The following is a 14,772-nucleotide window of genomic DNA, read 5'->3' on the forward strand; positions in this document are numbered from 1 at the left end:
CATTTCGGGTCCCCCCAGGGAAGTCGAAGTCGTTCTCTCCTCGGTACGACAACCACTCTGGCCGCCACCACTACCGCCAGGCTGCCGCTCCACTAACGCTCGACTAAGACGGCCGTGAGCAGGGCGAGGGCGCCGAGGCCCCGCCCCATGGCGCGCCCGTCGGGCCCTCACCCCTGTTAGCCACCGCCACGGACCACCTCACCCAGGACCGCGACGCCCTCCGTCAGTTCCCCGGGGGTGCGGGCCGCGTAGCCGAGCACCAGGCCGGGGCGTCCGTAGGGGCGTTGGCCGTGCCAGGAGAGGGGGTGGACCTTGACGCCGCGGGCGAGGGCGGCGGCGGCCAGCGCGGTGTCCGGCGGGGCGGTGGGCGGGAAGGTGATCGTCAGGTGGAGGCCGGCCGCGGCGCCGTGGACGGTCGCGGTCGGGAGGTGGCTGCGGACCGCGGCGACCACAGCGTCCCGGCGGGCCCGGTGGCGCCGCCTCAACTGACGGATCAGGCGCTCCAGTTCACCGGACGCCATCAGGTGGGCCAGCGCGAGCTGCGGCAGCGCCGCGTTGCCGAGGTCGGCGAACCGTTTGGCGTCCACCAGCGCCTCCCGGTGGCGGGGCGGCGCGAGCAACCAGCCCACCCGCAGTGCGGGGGCCGGCAGTTTGGAGACGCTGCCGACGTAGCAGACCTGGTCGGGCAGGAGGGAGTGCAGCGCGGGGACCGGCGGGCGGTCGTAGCGGTGCTCGGCGTCGTAGTCGTCCTCGATGACCAGCCCCTCGCACTCGGTGGCCCAGCGCAGCAGGTCGCGGCGCCGGGCGCCGCCGAGCACCACGCCGGTCGGGAACTGGTGGGCCGGGGTGAGCAGCACCGCCCGGGCGCCGCTCGCCCGAAGCGCGTCGACGCGCAGGCCGTCGGCGTCCACCGGGACCGGCGGGGTGGCCGCGCCCCAGTACTGGAGGTGCTGCCGGACGCCGAGCGAACCGGGGTCCTCGACGGCGATCGAGGGGTGGCCGTCGCGGCGCAGCACCTGGGTGAGCAGGGCGAGGGCCTGGGCCGTCCGCGCCCCGCTGCTGCCGTCCCCCGCCCCCGGTCCGACGGCCCTTCGCCGCTCGGCCCCGGCACGTCCCCTCAACGGCGCACCAACTCGCCGCCCTCCCGCCATAGGCCGGCGCGGGCCGGAGCGCTATCGTCGGATTCCAAGAACGAAACGGGGGAGGGCAGCGGTCGATGGCCCAGGATGATGCGGTGATCGGCTGTGCCGGAGTGCTGCTGATCGGCACCCGCGGCACTGCCGGACCCGGTGAGGTTCTGGTGCGGATCCGGGGTGGCTCGGAAGCCTTCCTCGCGTGGTCCGCCGAGCCCCTGCCCAAAGGGGCGACCGTGCTCGTGATCGACTCCCGAGGCAATCGCCAGGTCGACGTCATGGAGTGGTCTGATCCGTTGGACGCGTCGGCCGGGTCGACCGGCGACGCTGGTTGAGGAGACGAGTGATGTTCGGTTACCGCGTTCCTTCCCCCGATCAAGCCATGCTGATCTCCGGTGGCAGGCGGGGACAGGGCGGTGCGCCCTTCCGGGTGGTGACCGGCCACGGCAAGTTCGTGCTGCCGGTGTTCCGCAAGGTCCGCTTCCTGACCCTGGCGATGTGCGAGTCCGAGGTCGCCGAGAAGTGCGTGACCCGGCAGGGCATCGCCCTCACGGTGCGCGCCGTGATCGCGTTCAAGGTCGGCAACGACACCGAGAGCATCGTCAACGCCGGCCAGCGCTTCCTGTCCGACCAGGACCAGATGTCGATCCTGACCGGCCGGGTCTTCGCCGGTCACCTGCGTTCCATCATCGGCTCGATGACGGTCGAGGAGATCGTCACCGAACGGCAGAAGCTGGCCACCGAGGTCCTGGAGACGTCCAAGACCGAAATGGCCAAGATCGGCCTGATCGTCGACTCGTTGCAGATCCAGTCGATCGACGACGGCGACACCGGCTACATCGAGGCGATGTCCGCCCCGCACAAGGCGGCCATCCAGCGCCAGGCCCAGATCGCCCAGGCGCAGGCCACCCAGGCAGCGGTCGAGGCCCAGCAGGAGGCGGTGCGCAACCAGGCCGAGTACAACCGGCAGACCGCGGTGGTCCAGGCCGAGTACTCCGCCGAGGTGGACCGCGCGCAGGCCCGCGCCGCGCAGGCCGGCCCGCTCGCCCAGGCGCACGCCCAGCAGGAGGTGTTGGCCGCCCAGACCGAGCTGGCCGAACGCCGCGCCCGGCTGCGTCAGCAGGAACTGGTCGCCGAGGTCGTCAAGCCCGCCGAGGCGGAGGCCGAGCGCATCAAGCTGCTGGCCACGGCCGAGGCCGAGCGGATGAAGATCCAGGCCGAGGCGGCCGCCTCGCACGACCGGGTGGCCCTGGACCGGATGCTGATCGACCAGCTCCCGCAGATCGTCAAGGAGGCGTCCGCGGGCCTGTCCAACGCCAACGTCAACGTCCTCAACGGCACCGACGGCCTCGGCGAGATCGCCGCCGGCCTGGTCGGCCAGGGCCTGACCATCCTGGACTCGGTGCGCCGCAACCTCGGCACCCAGTCCTCGTCCGACACCGCGGGCGGCGCGTCCGGCTCCGCGAACGGCAACGGCGGTGCGCACAGCGGCCGCGTCGAGATCGAGTAGTCAGCCGTCGGGGCACCGCCACCGGTGCCCTCGCTGCGGGGCGGGCCGCCGCGCGGTCCCGCCCCGGGGCGCCGCGCCGCTTCAGGCCCCGCGCCCCCGCACCCGCGGCTCCTCCAGGTGCTTGTCGCGGACGTAGTCGACGAGGCGGAGCAGGACCGCCTTGGTGACGTCCAGGTCGGCATCGTCGAAATCGCTCAACGCCTGGCGCAATTCGGCCAGTCGGGCGGCCCGGAAGCTCTCCAGGACGGCCTTGCCGTGCGGCGTGATCGCGACCCGCCGGGCCCGCCGGTCCAACTCGTCCGGCGTGCGTTCGACCAGGTCCTGCGCCGCCAACTGGCTGATCTGCCGGGTGACGTGCGGCGGCTCGACCATCAGCTGCACCGCCAGGTCGCCGACCCGGCTGACGCCGCCGCTGTCCTCCAGCGCCATCAGCAGGTGGAGGTCGGAGCGGCCGGCCGTGACGCCCGCCTGGCTCGCCTGGCGCTCGTGCGCCCGCGAGCGGGTGAGCAGGTAGGACAGCGTGGCCAGCACTCTTTGCAGTGCGGCGGTGGAGTCCTCGGGGGACGCGGGGTCCGACATGGGGGAACTGTAGCCGGACCGGTCCGGGGATCCGGCGCGGTCCGTACCGGGATCCGGCCACCGCCCGACCCGTCCGCACCCCGCCCCGCCGACCGTCGTCCATCCGCCCCTGCGGCCATGCGGTTTGAGCCAACCTCGGTGCTGCCGCGATCTGCCCTTCCCTCCCCCGCCGGGCCTGCGTTAGCGTGACGACATCTTAATTACCTAAGTTAGGTAATTAGCTCACGCGGAAGGACCGGCCGCATGACGACCGCAGAACGCACCGCTCCCCCCGACGCCCTCACCGTCCCGGCCAGCCGCGCCCCCGGCTGTCCCTTCGACCCCGCGCCCGACGTCACCGAGGCGGCCCGCACCGAACCGGTCACCCGGGCCACCCTCTGGGACGGCTCCTCCTGCTGGCTGGTGACGCGCCATCAGGACGTCCGCGCGGTCCTCGGCGACCCGCGCTTCAGCGCCGACGCCCACCGCACCGGCTTCCCCTTCCTGACCGCCGGCGGCCGCGAGATCATCGGCACCAACCCGACCTTCCTGCGCATGGACGACCCGGAGCACGCCCGACTGCGCCGGATGCTCACCGCCGACTTCATCGTCAAGAAGGTCGAGGCGATGCGCCCCGAGGTGCAGCGCCTCGCCGACGACCTGGTCGACCGGATGACCACCGGACGCACCTCCGCCGACCTGGTCACCGAGTTCGCGCTGCCGCTGCCGTCCCTGGTGATCTGCCTGCTGCTCGGCGTCCCCTACGAGGACCACGCGTTCTTCCAGGAGCGCAGCCGGGTCCTGCTCACCCTGCGGTCCACGCCCGAGGAAGTCCGGGCCGCCCAGGACGAGTTGCTGGAGTACCTCGCCCGGCTCGCCCGGACCAAGCGGGAGCGGCCGGACGACGCCATCATCAGCCGCCTGGTCGCCCGCGGCGAGCTCGACGACACCCAGATCGCCACCATGGGACGCCTGTTGCTGGTCGCCGGCCACGAGACGACCGCCAACATGACCGCCCTCTCCACCCTCGTGCTGCTGCGCAATCCCGACCAACTCGCCCGGCTGCGCGCCGAACCCGCGCTCGTCAAGGGCGCCGTCGAGGAGCTGCTGCGCTACCTGACGATCGTCCACAACGGCGTTCCCCGGATCGCCACCGAGGACGTCGTCATCGGCGGCCGCACCATCGCCGCCGGCGAGGGCGTCCTGTGCATGATCAGCTCCGCCAACCGGGACGCCGAGGTGTTCCCCGGCGGCGACGACCTCGACGTGGCCCGCGACGCCCGCCGCCACGTGGCCTTCGGCTTCGGCGTCCACCAGTGCCTGGGACAGCCGTTGGCCAGGGTGGAGCTCCAGATCGCCATCGAAACGCTGCTGCGCCGCCTGCCGGACCTGCGGCTGGCCGTGCCCCACGAGGAGATCCCGTTCCGCGGCGACATGGCGATCTACGGGGTCCACTCGCTGCCGATCGCCTGGTAGCCCGGGCGCCCCCACCACCGACCACCACGCACCCTTGGGAGCACCATGCGCATCCACGTCGACCAGGACAAGTGCTGCGGCGCCGGCAGTTGCGTCCTCGCCGCGCCCGACGTCTTCGACCAGCGGGAGGAGGACGGCATCGTGGTCCTCCTCGACACCGCGCCGCCCGCCGCGCTGCACGACGCGGTCCGTGAGGCGGCGACCATCTGCCCTGCCGCCGCGATCACGGTGACCGACTGAGCCACCGGCCGCCCCGCCCGCCCGCGCCCCGGTCCCCGCATCCCCCCGCGGGCCCGGGGCGCGCCCCTAACCCGCCGCCCCGCACGCCGTCGCGCGCGCCGCCAGTGCCCGCAGCGCCGCCTCGGACGACGAACCCGGCACGGCGTGGTGGGTCACCAGCGTCTGCCCCGGTTCGGCCGCCACGCGCAGCGTCCCGTAGGTGAGGGTCAGCGGGCCCACCACCGGGTGGTCCAGCTGCTTCGTCCCGAAACCCTTGTCCTTGATGTCGTGCCGGGCCCAGAAGCGCCGGAACTCCTCGCTCTGCACGGTCAGTTCGGTGATCCGCGCGGTCAGCGCGGGGTCGTCCGGGATCCGCGCCAGTTCCTGCCGCAGCAGCGAGACCGTCACCTCCGCCTTGTCCTCCCAGTTCACGTACAGCGCGCGGGTGGCCGGGTCCAGGAAGACCTGCCAGGCGAGGTTGCGCCGCTCGGGCGGCAGCGCCGGGAAGTCGCCGAACACGGCGCGGCCGAGCCCGTTCCAGCCGATGATGTCCAGCCGCCGGCCCACCACGAACGCGGGGACCAGCTCCAACGCGTCCAGCAGTTGCCGGCACGCCGGCCCCACCCGCTGCGGGCCGGCGACCGGCCGGGCCCGGCGGGGGACCGGGCGGACCAGGAGCCGGAGGTGATCGCGCTCGGCCGGGGTCAGCCGCAGCGCGGTGCCGAGCGCCGCCAGCACGGCGTCCGAGACGTTCTGGCCGTGGCCCTGCTCCAGCCGCGTGTAGTACGCCACACTCACCCCGGCCAGCTGCGCCAGCTCCTCGCGGCGCAGCCCCGGCACCCGGCGCCGCGTGCCGCGCTCGGGCAGCCCGACGTCCCCGGGCCGCAGCCGGGCCCGCCGCGAACGCAGGAAGTCACTCAGCTCGGTGCGCCGGTCGACGGCCACGGGCACCGGCCGCCCCGCCCGCCCACCGGGGGCCGCGGGCTTCCCGCCGCCCAAGGGGGTTCCGTCAGTAGTAGGCACAGCATGCATATGTTCAAGAGTGCACTGGTTGGCACCGTCGCGGCCACGCATGCTCGGTGGCATGACCCACACCTCTGTCGCCGCGTACGCCGCACCCGCACCGAAGGCACCGCTGGAGCGGACCACCGTCCCGCGCCGCGAACTGGGTGCCCACGACATCCTGATCGACATCAAGTTCGCCGGCATCTGCCACTCCGACATCCACACCGTGCGCGCCGAGTGGGGCGACGGCGGCAACTTCCCGATCGTCCCCGGCCACGAGATAGCCGGCGTGGTCTCCGCGACCGGCTCCGAGGTCACCCGCTACCAGGTGGGCGACCGGGTAGGCGTCGGCTGCTTCGTCGACTCCTGCCGCACCTGTGACAACTGCCGGGCCGGTCTGGAGCAGTACTGCACCGGCGAGCTCGGCACCGTCAACACCTACAACGACACCGACCGGAACGGCGAGGCCACCTACGGCGGCTACGCCACCCACGTCGTCGTCGACGAGAACTACGCGCTGCGCATCCCCGACGCGCTCCCGCTGGACGCCGCGGCCCCGCTGCTGTGCGCCGGCATCACCCTCTACTCCCCGCTCGCCCACTGGCAGGCGGGCCCCGGCAAGAAGGTCGCCGTGGTCGGCCTGGGCGGCCTCGGCCACATGGGCGTCAAGATCGCGCACGCGATGGGCGCGGAGGTCACCGTCCTGAGCCAGTCGCTGCGCAAGAAGGACGACGGCCTGCGCCTCGGCGCCGACCACTACTACGCGACCAGCGACCCGGCCACCTTCGAGGCGCTGGCCGGCACCTTCGACCTGATCGTCAACACCGTCTCGGCCAACCTGGACATGGGCGCCTACCTCGGACTGCTGCGCACCAACGGCACCCTGGTCCAGCTCGGCGTCCCCGAGCAGCCGCTGCCCATCGCGCCGTTCGCGCTGATCGGCGGCCGCCGCTCGATCGCCGGCTCGCTGATCGGCGGCATCGCGGAGACCCAGGAGATGCTCGACTTCTGCGCCGAGCACGGCCTGACCTCGGAGATCGAGGTGATCAGCGCCGACCGGATCAACGAGGCGTACGAGCGGGTGCTGGCCAGCGACGTCCGCTACCGCTTCGTGATCGACACCTCGACGATCTGAGCCGCCGCGCCGGCCGCGTCGGCCGGCCGCGCTGACGACCCGTCACCCCCGCGCCGCGGCGCGGGCGAGCGCCCGGGGCCGCCCCCACTGGCTGCCCCGGGCGTGGTGCGTGCCGTGACCCCAGGCACTGCACCGCAGTCTAATTGAAAACGGTGCCCATTTCCATATAGCCTCCGTCCCGTCCGGCTCCCACCCGCTCGACGGAAGGCCCACCACCATGGCCGTGCCCAAGCGCAAGCTCTCCCGCAGCAACACCCGCCACCGCCGCGCCCAATGGAAGGCCAGCACCCCGCAGCTGGTGCCGGTCACCGTCGACGGCTCCGTCTACCAGGTCCCGCAGCGCCTGGTCGCGGCGTACCGGCGCGGCCTGATCGACCCGAAGGGCTGACCGCGCCGTGCCGACCCGCCCCCGCCTGCCCGTCACCGTGCTCTCCGGCTTCCTCGGCGCGGGCAAGACCACGCTGCTCAACCACGTCCTGGCCAACCGGGAGGGCCTGCGGGTCGCCGTCATCGTCAACGACATGAGCGAGGTCAACATCGACGCCGCCCTGGTCCGCGGCGGCGACGCGGCGCTCTCCCGCACCGAGGAACGCCTGGTCGAGATGACCAACGGATGCATCTGCTGCACCCTGCGCGACGACCTGCTGACGGAGGTCGACCGGCTGGCCAGGGCCGGCCGCTTCGACCACCTGCTGATCGAGTCCAGCGGGATCTCCGAGCCGATGCCGGTCGCCGCGACCTTCGCCGTCCCGCGCGACGACGGCGCCACCCTGGGCGACCTGGCGCGCCTGGACACCATGGTCACCGTCGTCGACGCCGCCGCCTTCCTGCCCGAACTCGCCGGCGGCGACGCCCTGGAGGAGCGCGGCCTGGCCCCGTACGAGGACGACGAGCGCACGGTCAGCGACCTGCTGATGGACCAGATCGAGTTCGCCGACGTCCTCGTCCTCAACAAGACGGACCTGGTCGAGGCGGCCGCCGCGGACCGCCTTGCGGCCACCCTCGCCCGCCTCAACCCGGCCGCCCGGATCGTCCCCGCCCGGCACGGCCGGGTCCCGCTGGCCGAGGTCCTGGACACCGGCCGCTTCGACCTCGAACGCGCCCAACAGGCCCCCGGCTGGGTGCGCGAACTCAACGGCGACCACGTCCCCGAGACCGAGGAGTACGGCATCTCCAGCACCGTCTTCCGGGCGGAGCGCCCCTTCCACCCGGGCCGCCTCTGGCAGTTCGTCACCACCGGCATGGACAGCGGCGCCTACGGCGACGTCCTGCGCTCCAAGGGCTTCTTCCGGCTCGCCACCCGGCCCGGCGTCACCGGCCTGTGGTCCCAGGCGGGCGCGGTCGCCCGCTTCGAGCCGGCCGGGACACACGCCGACAACACCGACAGCGCTGACGACTCCGCCGGCCCCGCCGAACCGCTCGCCCCGTCCGGCCAGGAACTCGTCTTCATCGGCACCGACCTGCGCCCGGCGCCCCTGCACGCCGCCCTGACCGCCTGCCTCCTCGCCCCCGACGAGCCCGTCCCCACCGCGGCCGACGACCCGTTCCCGGCCTGGGCGGTGCACGGCCCCACCGACGCCTGCGCGCACGACCACGGCCACGGCCACGCGGACGCGCCGGTGGGCACCGCGGCGAGGGGCTAGCCGGGGCCGCCCCGGCGCACCGGCCGGCCGGCACGGGATACGGTCGCGAACGCGGTGCCGGCCCGCGAAAAGTTTTTCGGCGCGGGCGGCAACCCCGCCCCCGGCCGCACGTCGTCTCGGGTGAGGGCGCCCCCCGGGCGCCACCGTCGACGAACTGGAGCAGCCGACCGTGAACCCGTCCCGTACCGCCCGTCCCTCCCGCACGCGCCGTGCGGCCGGTGCCGGCCTCCTGGCCGCCATGGCGCTCGCCGCCGTCTCGACGACCGGCACCGCCTACGCCGCCCCCGCCTCCGCACACGCCTCGGGCCCGGCCGCCGGCGCCAGCCCGTCGCCCGTCCCCACCCAGCCGCCCGGCCACGGCAGCGGCCCGAGCGCCGAACCCACCCAGCCGCCCGGCCACAGCAGCGCCCCGAGCGCCGAACCCACCTTCCCCCCGGGCCACAGCGCCACCCCGTCCCCGGTGCCGCCCGGTGGCACCGCCACCCCCTCGCCGGTCCCCAGCCAGCCCGGCAGCCGGCCGGCCCCCGGCAAGGACACCGGTGACGGCCGGCAGCTCGCCAAGACCGGTGCCTCCTCCGGCACCACCCTCGCCCTGGGCGCCGGCGCGGCCGCCCTGATCGCGGTGGGCGGCGGCGCGCTCTACGTCGTGCGCCGGAACCGCGCCTGACCGACCGGGTACGCCCGAGGGAACGATGGCCCACTACGCACCGCACCCGGCCCCGGCAGGATTCGCCCTGCCGGGGCTCCGGCGCGCCGCCTGGCGCCGCCTGCTGCGCGCCGTCCGCCGCGCGTCGCCGGCCCGCAACTCCGCATCCGTCCACCAACTCCCCGCTTCCGCACGCCAGTCGGCCCACTCCTGGGACGACGCCCCGGAGCCGCACCGTCCCACCCTCACCGAGCTGTACCACGCCCATCGGCTGAAGATGGTCCGGCTGGCGGTCCTCCTCGTCGACGACCGCGCCACCGCCGAGGACGTCGTCCAGGACGCCTTCGCCGCCCTCTACAAGCGCCACGGAGAACAGCTCGGCGAGGTCGACAACGCCCTCGCCTACCTGCGGACCGCGGTGGTCAACGCCGCCCGCTCGGTGCTGCGCCGGCGCCGCACCGCCCGCGAGTACACCCCGCCGCACGAGGCCGACGCGCCGTCCGCCGAGGAACGGGTGGTGCTCGACGAGGAGCACCGCGAGGTCCTCGCCGCGCTCGGTGCCCTCACCGCCCGCCGCCGCGAGGTGCTGGTCCTGCGCTACTGGGGCGACCTCACCGAAGCGCAGATCGCCACGACCCTCGGCATCAGCCGCGGCGCGGTGAAGTCCCTGGCCAGCCGCGCCCTGGACGCCCTGGAGAAGATCCTGGAGGAACGGTCTTGAGCACCCGCGACACCGCCCCCTGGGACGCCACGGGCGAACGCCCCGTCGAGGACCGGCTGCGCCGCGCCCTCGCGGCCCGCGCCGACGCCGTCGACGTCCACGACCTGCGCCCGGCGGCGCCCCCCGGCCCGCGCCCGGGCCGCAGCCGCCCGTCCTGGCCGGCCCTGCGCACCGCCTTCCGGCCGCGCCGCCTGGCGCTGCCGCTGGCCGCCGCGGCGACCGCCGCCGTGGTCGCCCTCGCCGCGCACCTCGCCACCACCTCCGACCGCGCCCCGGCCCCTCCACAGCCGGCGGCCCCGCCGGTCCCGTCCACGCCGTCCCCGCGCGGCGCCACCCCGACCCCCGTCCCGTCCCCGTCCGCGCCGGGCCACTCCGCCGAACCCGGCCGCGGCCCCCTCGGCACCGCCCCGGCCAGCCCCTCCAGACGTCCGACGCCCAGCACCGCCCCGCCCGTCCCGACCAGTCGGCCGTCCGGCCGCGCCACCGGCGGTGCCACCGGTGGTGCGGAACCCAGCAGCCTCCCCACGTCCACGCCGTCCGCGCCGTCCCCGCCCCCGGCCACGGCCACCGCGTCGCCCGGCGTTCGCTGACCGGTCCCTGTCCGCCCCGGCCCCCCTTCCCCGAGAATCGTGCCCATGCCCCTCCGGCCCGCACCTTCGCCCCCGACCCCGTCCGGGTGCCCCGGCGCCGCCCGCCGCGCCCGAACCCTCGTCGCCGCCGTCCTGGCCGCCGCGGCCGCCCTCCCGCTCGCCGCCTGCCAGAACGCCGGCGGCGAACGGGACGCCGCCGGCCCGCGCACCGCCGCCGCCCCGACGCCCACGGCCGGAGCGCACCCCCACGACCGGAACGCCTGCACGCCCGACATGCTGCGGTTCCACGCCGGCGCGGAGCCGCATCGGGACCGCCGCATGCTGCTGACCGTCACCAACGTCGCGGACCGCACCTGCACCTTCGCCGCGCAGCCCTACCCCCTGCTGCACTTCGGCGACCGGCTCCCCGGCCCGCTCCCGCCCCTGCCGTACAGCAGACCGCGCACCCCGGTCGTCCTCCCGCCCGACGGCACCGCCTACGCCGAAGTGCTCACCGCCGCCGCGCCCGGCGGACCGGGCGGCCGCAGCGCCCCGGCCAGCACGACCGAAAAGGCGTCCCAATTCGGCATCGCCCTGACCGCCCGCACCACCCCCGCACAGGTCGGCGTGGACGGTCGCGCCCCGATCCGGGTGGACCCGGGCACCGCCGCGGTCACCTACTGGCAGCCGGGCCCACCGGCCCCGGGACGGTGGTGATCCGGCCATGTTCCGGGGCGGCTGCCGGCCGTCGCGAGCGGACGAGCGAGCGATAGCCCGTTCGTGCCGTATCAGCCAGCTCATCACCCACCAAAGATCCAATTTTGCCGTGATTGATCTCCTTTGCGCCGCCCCCTCCTGGCTGCGCCCGGTGCCTCCGGCCCGGTAGGCTTTCCGTGTGATCTTCAAGCGCATCGGAAATGGGCGGCCGTACCCCGACCACGGCCGGGAGAGCACCCGCCAGTGGGCGGACGTCGCCCCGCGCCCGGTACGCCTCGACCAGTTGGTGACCACCAAGCAGCAGCTCGACCTCGAAACGCTGCTCGCCGAGGACTCCACGTTCTACGGCGACCTCTTCGCCCACGTCGTGAAGTGGGAGGGCGACCTCTACCTGGAGGACGGCCTGCACCGCGCGGTCCGCGCGGCCCTCCAGCAGCGCCAGGTGCTGCACGCCCGCGTCCTCGAACTCGACAACTGACGGTCGGACGGCGCCCGCTGGGCCGTTCGGGCGTCAGCACGGGAACCCGCCGCGGCGCCAGTCGAATTGGCCCACTCGGGTTTCCCTCACACAACGCACTGATCATCTAGTAGGCACGGCACACGCCCGGGACTACGCTGCGGCCATGAGCATGCTGACGCCTCCGGGAATGGGCGGTAAGTACCGCATCACGGGCGACAGGTACCCGCGGATGCGCCGCCCCCGCCACCGTCGCCGCATCATCCTCAGCATCGTCGCCAGCGCCTGCGCCCTCGGGCTGGTCGGCTGGGGAACTCTGCAGCTCATCGACGTCTTCGGCGGCCGGGGCAACACGGCCCAGGCCGCGCAGGACACCAGACCGTGCCCGGACGGCACCGGCGGTCCCGCCAAGGCCGCCCCGTCGGCCGCCAAACCGCCCGCCCCGGCGTCCCTGACCGTCAACGTCTACAACGCCACCCCGCGCTCCGGTCTCGCCAAGCGCACCGCCGACGAACTCCAAAAGCGCGGCTTCAAGATCGGCAAGGTGGGCAACGCCCCGGCCGCCTACGACAAGAAGGTGGCCGGCACCGGCATGCTGCTCGGCCCCGCGGCGGCCACCGGCGGCGCGCTGAAGGTGCTGGCCACCCAGCTCGCCGGCGCCCAGCTGAAGACCGACGACCGCAAGAGCGCCGACCTCGACCTGATCATCGGCGGCGCCTTCAAGGAGCTCACCGCCCCGCAGCAGTCCGCCAAGGCCCTGGCCCTGCTGTCCCGCCCGGCCCAGGCACCGGCCCCCGCGAAGTGCTGAACGCCGCGGGGCCCCGCACCACGAGTGGTGCGGGGCCCCGCGACTACCGGCGGCTCAGCCGCGAAGGACGGGCTCAGCCCGCCGTGCCGTACATGCGGTCGCCCGCGTCGCCCAGGCCCGGCACGATGTAGCGGTCCGCGTTGAGCTGCTCGTCGACGGCGGCCGTGACCACCGTCACCGGCGTGCCGGCCAGCTCGCGCTCCATGACCTCGACGCCCTCGGGCGCGGCGAGCAGGCAGATCGCGGTGACGTCGTCCGCCCCGCGCTTGATCAGCTCCTTGATCGCCGCGACCAGCGTGCCGCCGGTGGCCAGCATCGGGTCGACGACGTACACCTGCCGCCCCGACAGGTCGTCGGGCATCCGCGTCGCGTAGGTGTGCGCCTCGTAGGTCTCCTCGTTGCGCACCATGCCCATGAAGCCGACCTCGGCGGTGGGCAGCAGCCGGACCATGCCGTCCAGCATGCCCAGCCCGGCCCGCAGGATCGGCACGACCATGGGGCGGGGGTGCGACAGCCGCACGCCGGTGGTCGCCGTCACCGGCGTCTCGATGTCGACCTGCTCGGTGCGCACATCACGGGTGGCCTCGTAGGCGAGCAGGGTGACCAGCTCGTCGGCGAGCCGCCGGAAAGTCGGGGAATCGGTGCGCTTGTCGCGCAGAGTGGTGAGTTTGTGCGCCACCAGCGGGTGGTCGACGACGTGGATCCGCATACCTCGACACTAACCGAGCCGCAAGGCCCCGGCGCCCGTCATATGCCGCCCGCGCTCCGGCACGTGAGCGACATCTCTCACAACGTCCGCACGACGCAGCGTCGAAGACGCCGCGCGGACGGGATGTTTCTGCCACGATTCCGAAGGGGCGGGAAGCAGCGGCGTGCAGCGCCGCCCCGCCCGGCCCGGCACGCCTCTACGAGTGGGAGAGTCACGGTGTACTTCGCCGCACTGCTCGCGCGCACCGAAGACGGGTGGGAAGCGAGCGACACAGAGCTCGACGATGTGGAAACGCTGACCGATCTGACCGACCTGGCCCGAGAAGCAGCCGCCGACGACACGGTAGTGGTCCTCATCGAGCAGGAGGACGCCTGGTTCGGCGTCGTCCGGATCGACGGCGAGGACGACCCGAGGGTCTTCGTCTCCAACGCGGCGATGGCGGCCAGGAGCTCGTACGGCACGATGCTGACCGACGAGCTGCTCGGCCGCGACGACGACGCGGACGACCTCGACCTGCTCGACCTGGACGGCACCGAGGACGGCGAACCGGAAACGGAGGACGAGGACCCAGAGGGCCGGGACGCCGACGAGGCACCCGTGGCCCGCGGCCCGCTCGGCGACGCCCGGCTCCTGGAGGACGTGGGCGTCGGCGAGCGGGAGCTGTTGGCCCTCGGCGGCGACGCCCTCGGGTCGATCGCCGAGGCCCTGGGCTGCTCCGACCTCCTGGAAGCCGTCCGCTGAACCCGCCGGGCCCTCGCACCGCCGGGCCCGGCACCGGCCGCACCACCCCGTCCCCGACACTGGGGACATGACCGTCCCTCCGTCCGCCTCCCTCCCCTCCCCCACGCCCGACCCGCTGCGCGACCCCTGGACCGGGCCGATGCGCCGGGCGCTGGCGGAGGCCGCCCGCGCCCCCGGGACCGGAGACGTCCCGGTGGGCGCCGTCGTGCTGTCCGCCGACGGCACGGTCCTGGGCACCGGCCACAACGAACGCGAGGCCACCGGCGACCCCACCGCACACGCGGAGGTCCTCGCCCTGCGCGCCGCCGCCCGGACCGTCGGGCAGTGGCGGCTGACCGGCTGCACGCTCCTCGTCACCCTCGAACCGTGCACGATGTGCGCCGGCGCGATCGTGCTCTCCCGCGTCGACCGGGTCGTCTACGGCGCCCGGGACGCCAAGGCCGGCGCGGTCGGCTCCCTCTGGGACGTGGTCCGCGACCGCCGGCTCAACCACCGTCCCGAGGTCGTCACCGGTGTCCTGGAAGCGGACTGCGCGGCCCTCCTGACCGCCTTCTTCCGCGACCGCTGACCGCCGCGCGCCCCACTGACCGCAATCCGATTTCGGCGCACGGGGCCCCTTGGGCTAAGCTCTCTCTCGGTAGCGTGTCCGAGCGGCCGAAGGAGCTCGCCTCGAAAGCGAGTGTGGCGCAAGTCACCGAGGGTTCAAATCCCTCCGCTACCGCCAG

Annotated in this window: 18 protein-coding genes, 1 tRNA gene and 1 pseudogene; 16 read left to right on the forward strand and 4 right to left on the reverse strand. The window is 74.2% G+C overall.

Annotated elements, in window-relative coordinates:
• Positions 1–176: 176 nt before the first annotated feature.
• Positions 177–1,049 (reverse strand): annotated as a pseudogene (locus ACJ6WD_RS05365) (PLP-dependent aminotransferase family protein); the annotation flags it as partial.
• Between the two features lie 167 nt (positions 1,050–1,216).
• Here ACJ6WD_RS05365 and ACJ6WD_RS05370 point away from each other — a divergent pair.
• A complete protein-coding gene (locus tag ACJ6WD_RS05370; protein ID WP_233661507.1) occupies positions 1,217–1,468 on the forward strand; it encodes a hypothetical protein in 252 nt (83 codons plus the stop codon).
• Positions 1,469–1,479: 11 nt separating this feature from the next.
• Complete coding sequence (locus tag ACJ6WD_RS05375; RefSeq protein ID WP_233661506.1) at positions 1,480–2,643, forward strand: flotillin family protein; 1,164 nt, start codon at positions 1,480–1,482, stop codon at positions 2,641–2,643.
• An 81-nt stretch (positions 2,644–2,724) separates the two neighbouring features.
• On the opposite strand, the gene ACJ6WD_RS05380 is transcribed toward ACJ6WD_RS05375, so the two are convergent.
• Complete coding sequence (locus tag ACJ6WD_RS05380; protein WP_267953508.1) at positions 2,725–3,222, reverse strand: MarR family winged helix-turn-helix transcriptional regulator; 498 nt, start codon at positions 3,220–3,222, stop codon at positions 2,725–2,727.
• 243 nt (positions 3,223–3,465) lie between these two features.
• Between ACJ6WD_RS05380 and ACJ6WD_RS05385 the strand changes: the two genes are divergently transcribed.
• Both ACJ6WD_RS05385 and ACJ6WD_RS05390 read left to right on the forward strand, forming a co-directional pair.
• Positions 3,466–4,677, forward strand: a complete 1,212-nt coding sequence (locus ACJ6WD_RS05385; protein ID WP_407615214.1) for a cytochrome P450 — start codon at positions 3,466–3,468, stop codon at positions 4,675–4,677.
• Between the two features lie 45 nt (positions 4,678–4,722).
• A complete protein-coding gene (locus ACJ6WD_RS05390) occupies positions 4,723–4,917 on the forward strand; it encodes a ferredoxin (RefSeq protein WP_016572926.1) in 195 nt (64 codons plus the stop codon).
• Positions 4,918–4,983: 66 nt separating this feature from the next.
• On the opposite strand, the gene ACJ6WD_RS05395 is transcribed toward ACJ6WD_RS05390, so the two are convergent.
• The gene (locus ACJ6WD_RS05395) at positions 4,984–5,841 is read right to left on the reverse strand and encodes a helix-turn-helix transcriptional regulator (protein WP_331249012.1); all 858 of its coding nucleotides are present in this window, start codon (positions 5,839–5,841) and stop codon (positions 4,984–4,986) included.
• A 139-nt stretch (positions 5,842–5,980) separates the two neighbouring features.
• Between ACJ6WD_RS05395 and ACJ6WD_RS05400 the strand changes: the two genes are divergently transcribed.
• From ACJ6WD_RS05400 to ACJ6WD_RS05440, 9 genes are all read left to right on the forward strand, one after another.
• Positions 5,981–7,036, forward strand: a complete 1,056-nt coding sequence (locus tag ACJ6WD_RS05400; protein WP_038526159.1) for an NAD(P)-dependent alcohol dehydrogenase — start codon at positions 5,981–5,983, stop codon at positions 7,034–7,036.
• Positions 7,037–7,253: 217 nt separating this feature from the next.
• The gene (gene rpmF, locus ACJ6WD_RS05405) at positions 7,254–7,424 is read left to right on the forward strand and encodes a 50S ribosomal protein L32 (RefSeq protein ID WP_016576166.1); all 171 of its coding nucleotides are present in this window, start codon (positions 7,254–7,256) and stop codon (positions 7,422–7,424) included.
• Between the two features lie 7 nt (positions 7,425–7,431).
• The gene (locus tag ACJ6WD_RS05410) at positions 7,432–8,679 is read left to right on the forward strand and encodes a GTP-binding protein (RefSeq protein WP_407615215.1); all 1,248 of its coding nucleotides are present in this window, start codon (positions 7,432–7,434) and stop codon (positions 8,677–8,679) included.
• A gap of 169 nt (positions 8,680–8,848) precedes the next feature.
• On the forward strand, positions 8,849–9,346 hold the full coding sequence (locus tag ACJ6WD_RS05415; protein ID WP_233661503.1) for an LPXTG cell wall anchor domain-containing protein: 498 nt from the start codon (positions 8,849–8,851) through the stop codon (positions 9,344–9,346).
• Positions 9,347–9,371: 25 nt separating this feature from the next.
• Complete coding sequence (locus ACJ6WD_RS05420) at positions 9,372–10,046, forward strand: RNA polymerase sigma factor (protein ID WP_407615216.1); 675 nt, start codon at positions 9,372–9,374, stop codon at positions 10,044–10,046.
• Positions 10,043–10,636 (forward strand): hypothetical protein, encoded by a 594-nt coding sequence (locus ACJ6WD_RS05425; RefSeq protein WP_407615217.1) that lies wholly within the window; start codon positions 10,043–10,045, stop codon positions 10,634–10,636. Before ACJ6WD_RS05420 ends, ACJ6WD_RS05425 begins: the two co-directional genes overlap by 4 nt.
• Positions 10,637–10,681: 45 nt before the next feature.
• Positions 10,682–11,332, forward strand: coding sequence for a DUF4232 domain-containing protein (locus ACJ6WD_RS05430; protein WP_407615218.1), 651 nt, complete (start codon positions 10,682–10,684; stop codon positions 11,330–11,332).
• Between the two features lie 178 nt (positions 11,333–11,510).
• Positions 11,511–11,810 carry a type II toxin-antitoxin system VapB family antitoxin gene (locus tag ACJ6WD_RS05435; protein ID WP_016572550.1) on the forward strand — a complete coding sequence of 100 codons (300 nt, stop codon included), beginning with the start codon at positions 11,511–11,513 and terminating at the stop codon, positions 11,808–11,810.
• 145 nt (positions 11,811–11,955) lie between these two features.
• Positions 11,956–12,597, forward strand: coding sequence for a LytR C-terminal domain-containing protein (locus ACJ6WD_RS05440; RefSeq protein WP_376556643.1), 642 nt, complete (start codon positions 11,956–11,958; stop codon positions 12,595–12,597).
• A 73-nt stretch (positions 12,598–12,670) separates the two neighbouring features.
• Here ACJ6WD_RS05440 and upp read toward each other — a convergent pair whose 3' ends face one another.
• Positions 12,671–13,306: a uracil phosphoribosyltransferase gene (gene upp / locus ACJ6WD_RS05445; RefSeq protein WP_016572552.1), complete on the reverse strand. Its 636-nt coding sequence runs from the start codon at positions 13,304–13,306 to the stop codon at positions 12,671–12,673.
• Positions 13,307–13,522: 216 nt separating this feature from the next.
• Between upp and ACJ6WD_RS05450 the strand changes: the two genes are divergently transcribed.
• The 3 genes from ACJ6WD_RS05450 (at position 13,523) to ACJ6WD_RS05460 (ending at position 14,771) form a co-directional block, all read left to right on the forward strand.
• Positions 13,523–14,047: a hypothetical protein gene (locus ACJ6WD_RS05450; protein ID WP_407615219.1), complete on the forward strand. Its 525-nt coding sequence runs from the start codon at positions 13,523–13,525 to the stop codon at positions 14,045–14,047.
• 67 nt (positions 14,048–14,114) lie between these two features.
• Positions 14,115–14,615 (forward strand): tRNA adenosine(34) deaminase TadA, encoded by a 501-nt coding sequence (gene tadA, locus ACJ6WD_RS05455; RefSeq protein ID WP_020930784.1) that lies wholly within the window; start codon positions 14,115–14,117, stop codon positions 14,613–14,615.
• 68 nt (positions 14,616–14,683) lie between these two features.
• Positions 14,684–14,771, forward strand: a tRNA-Ser gene (locus tag ACJ6WD_RS05460).
• Position 14,772: the final 1 nt, after the last annotated feature.

Origin of the sequence: Streptomyces sp. VTCC 41912, assembly GCF_045799175.1 — a bacterium.
In the GTDB taxonomy this organism is placed as follows: Bacteria; Actinomycetota; Actinomycetes; order Streptomycetales; family Streptomycetaceae; genus Streptomyces; species Streptomyces albulus_C.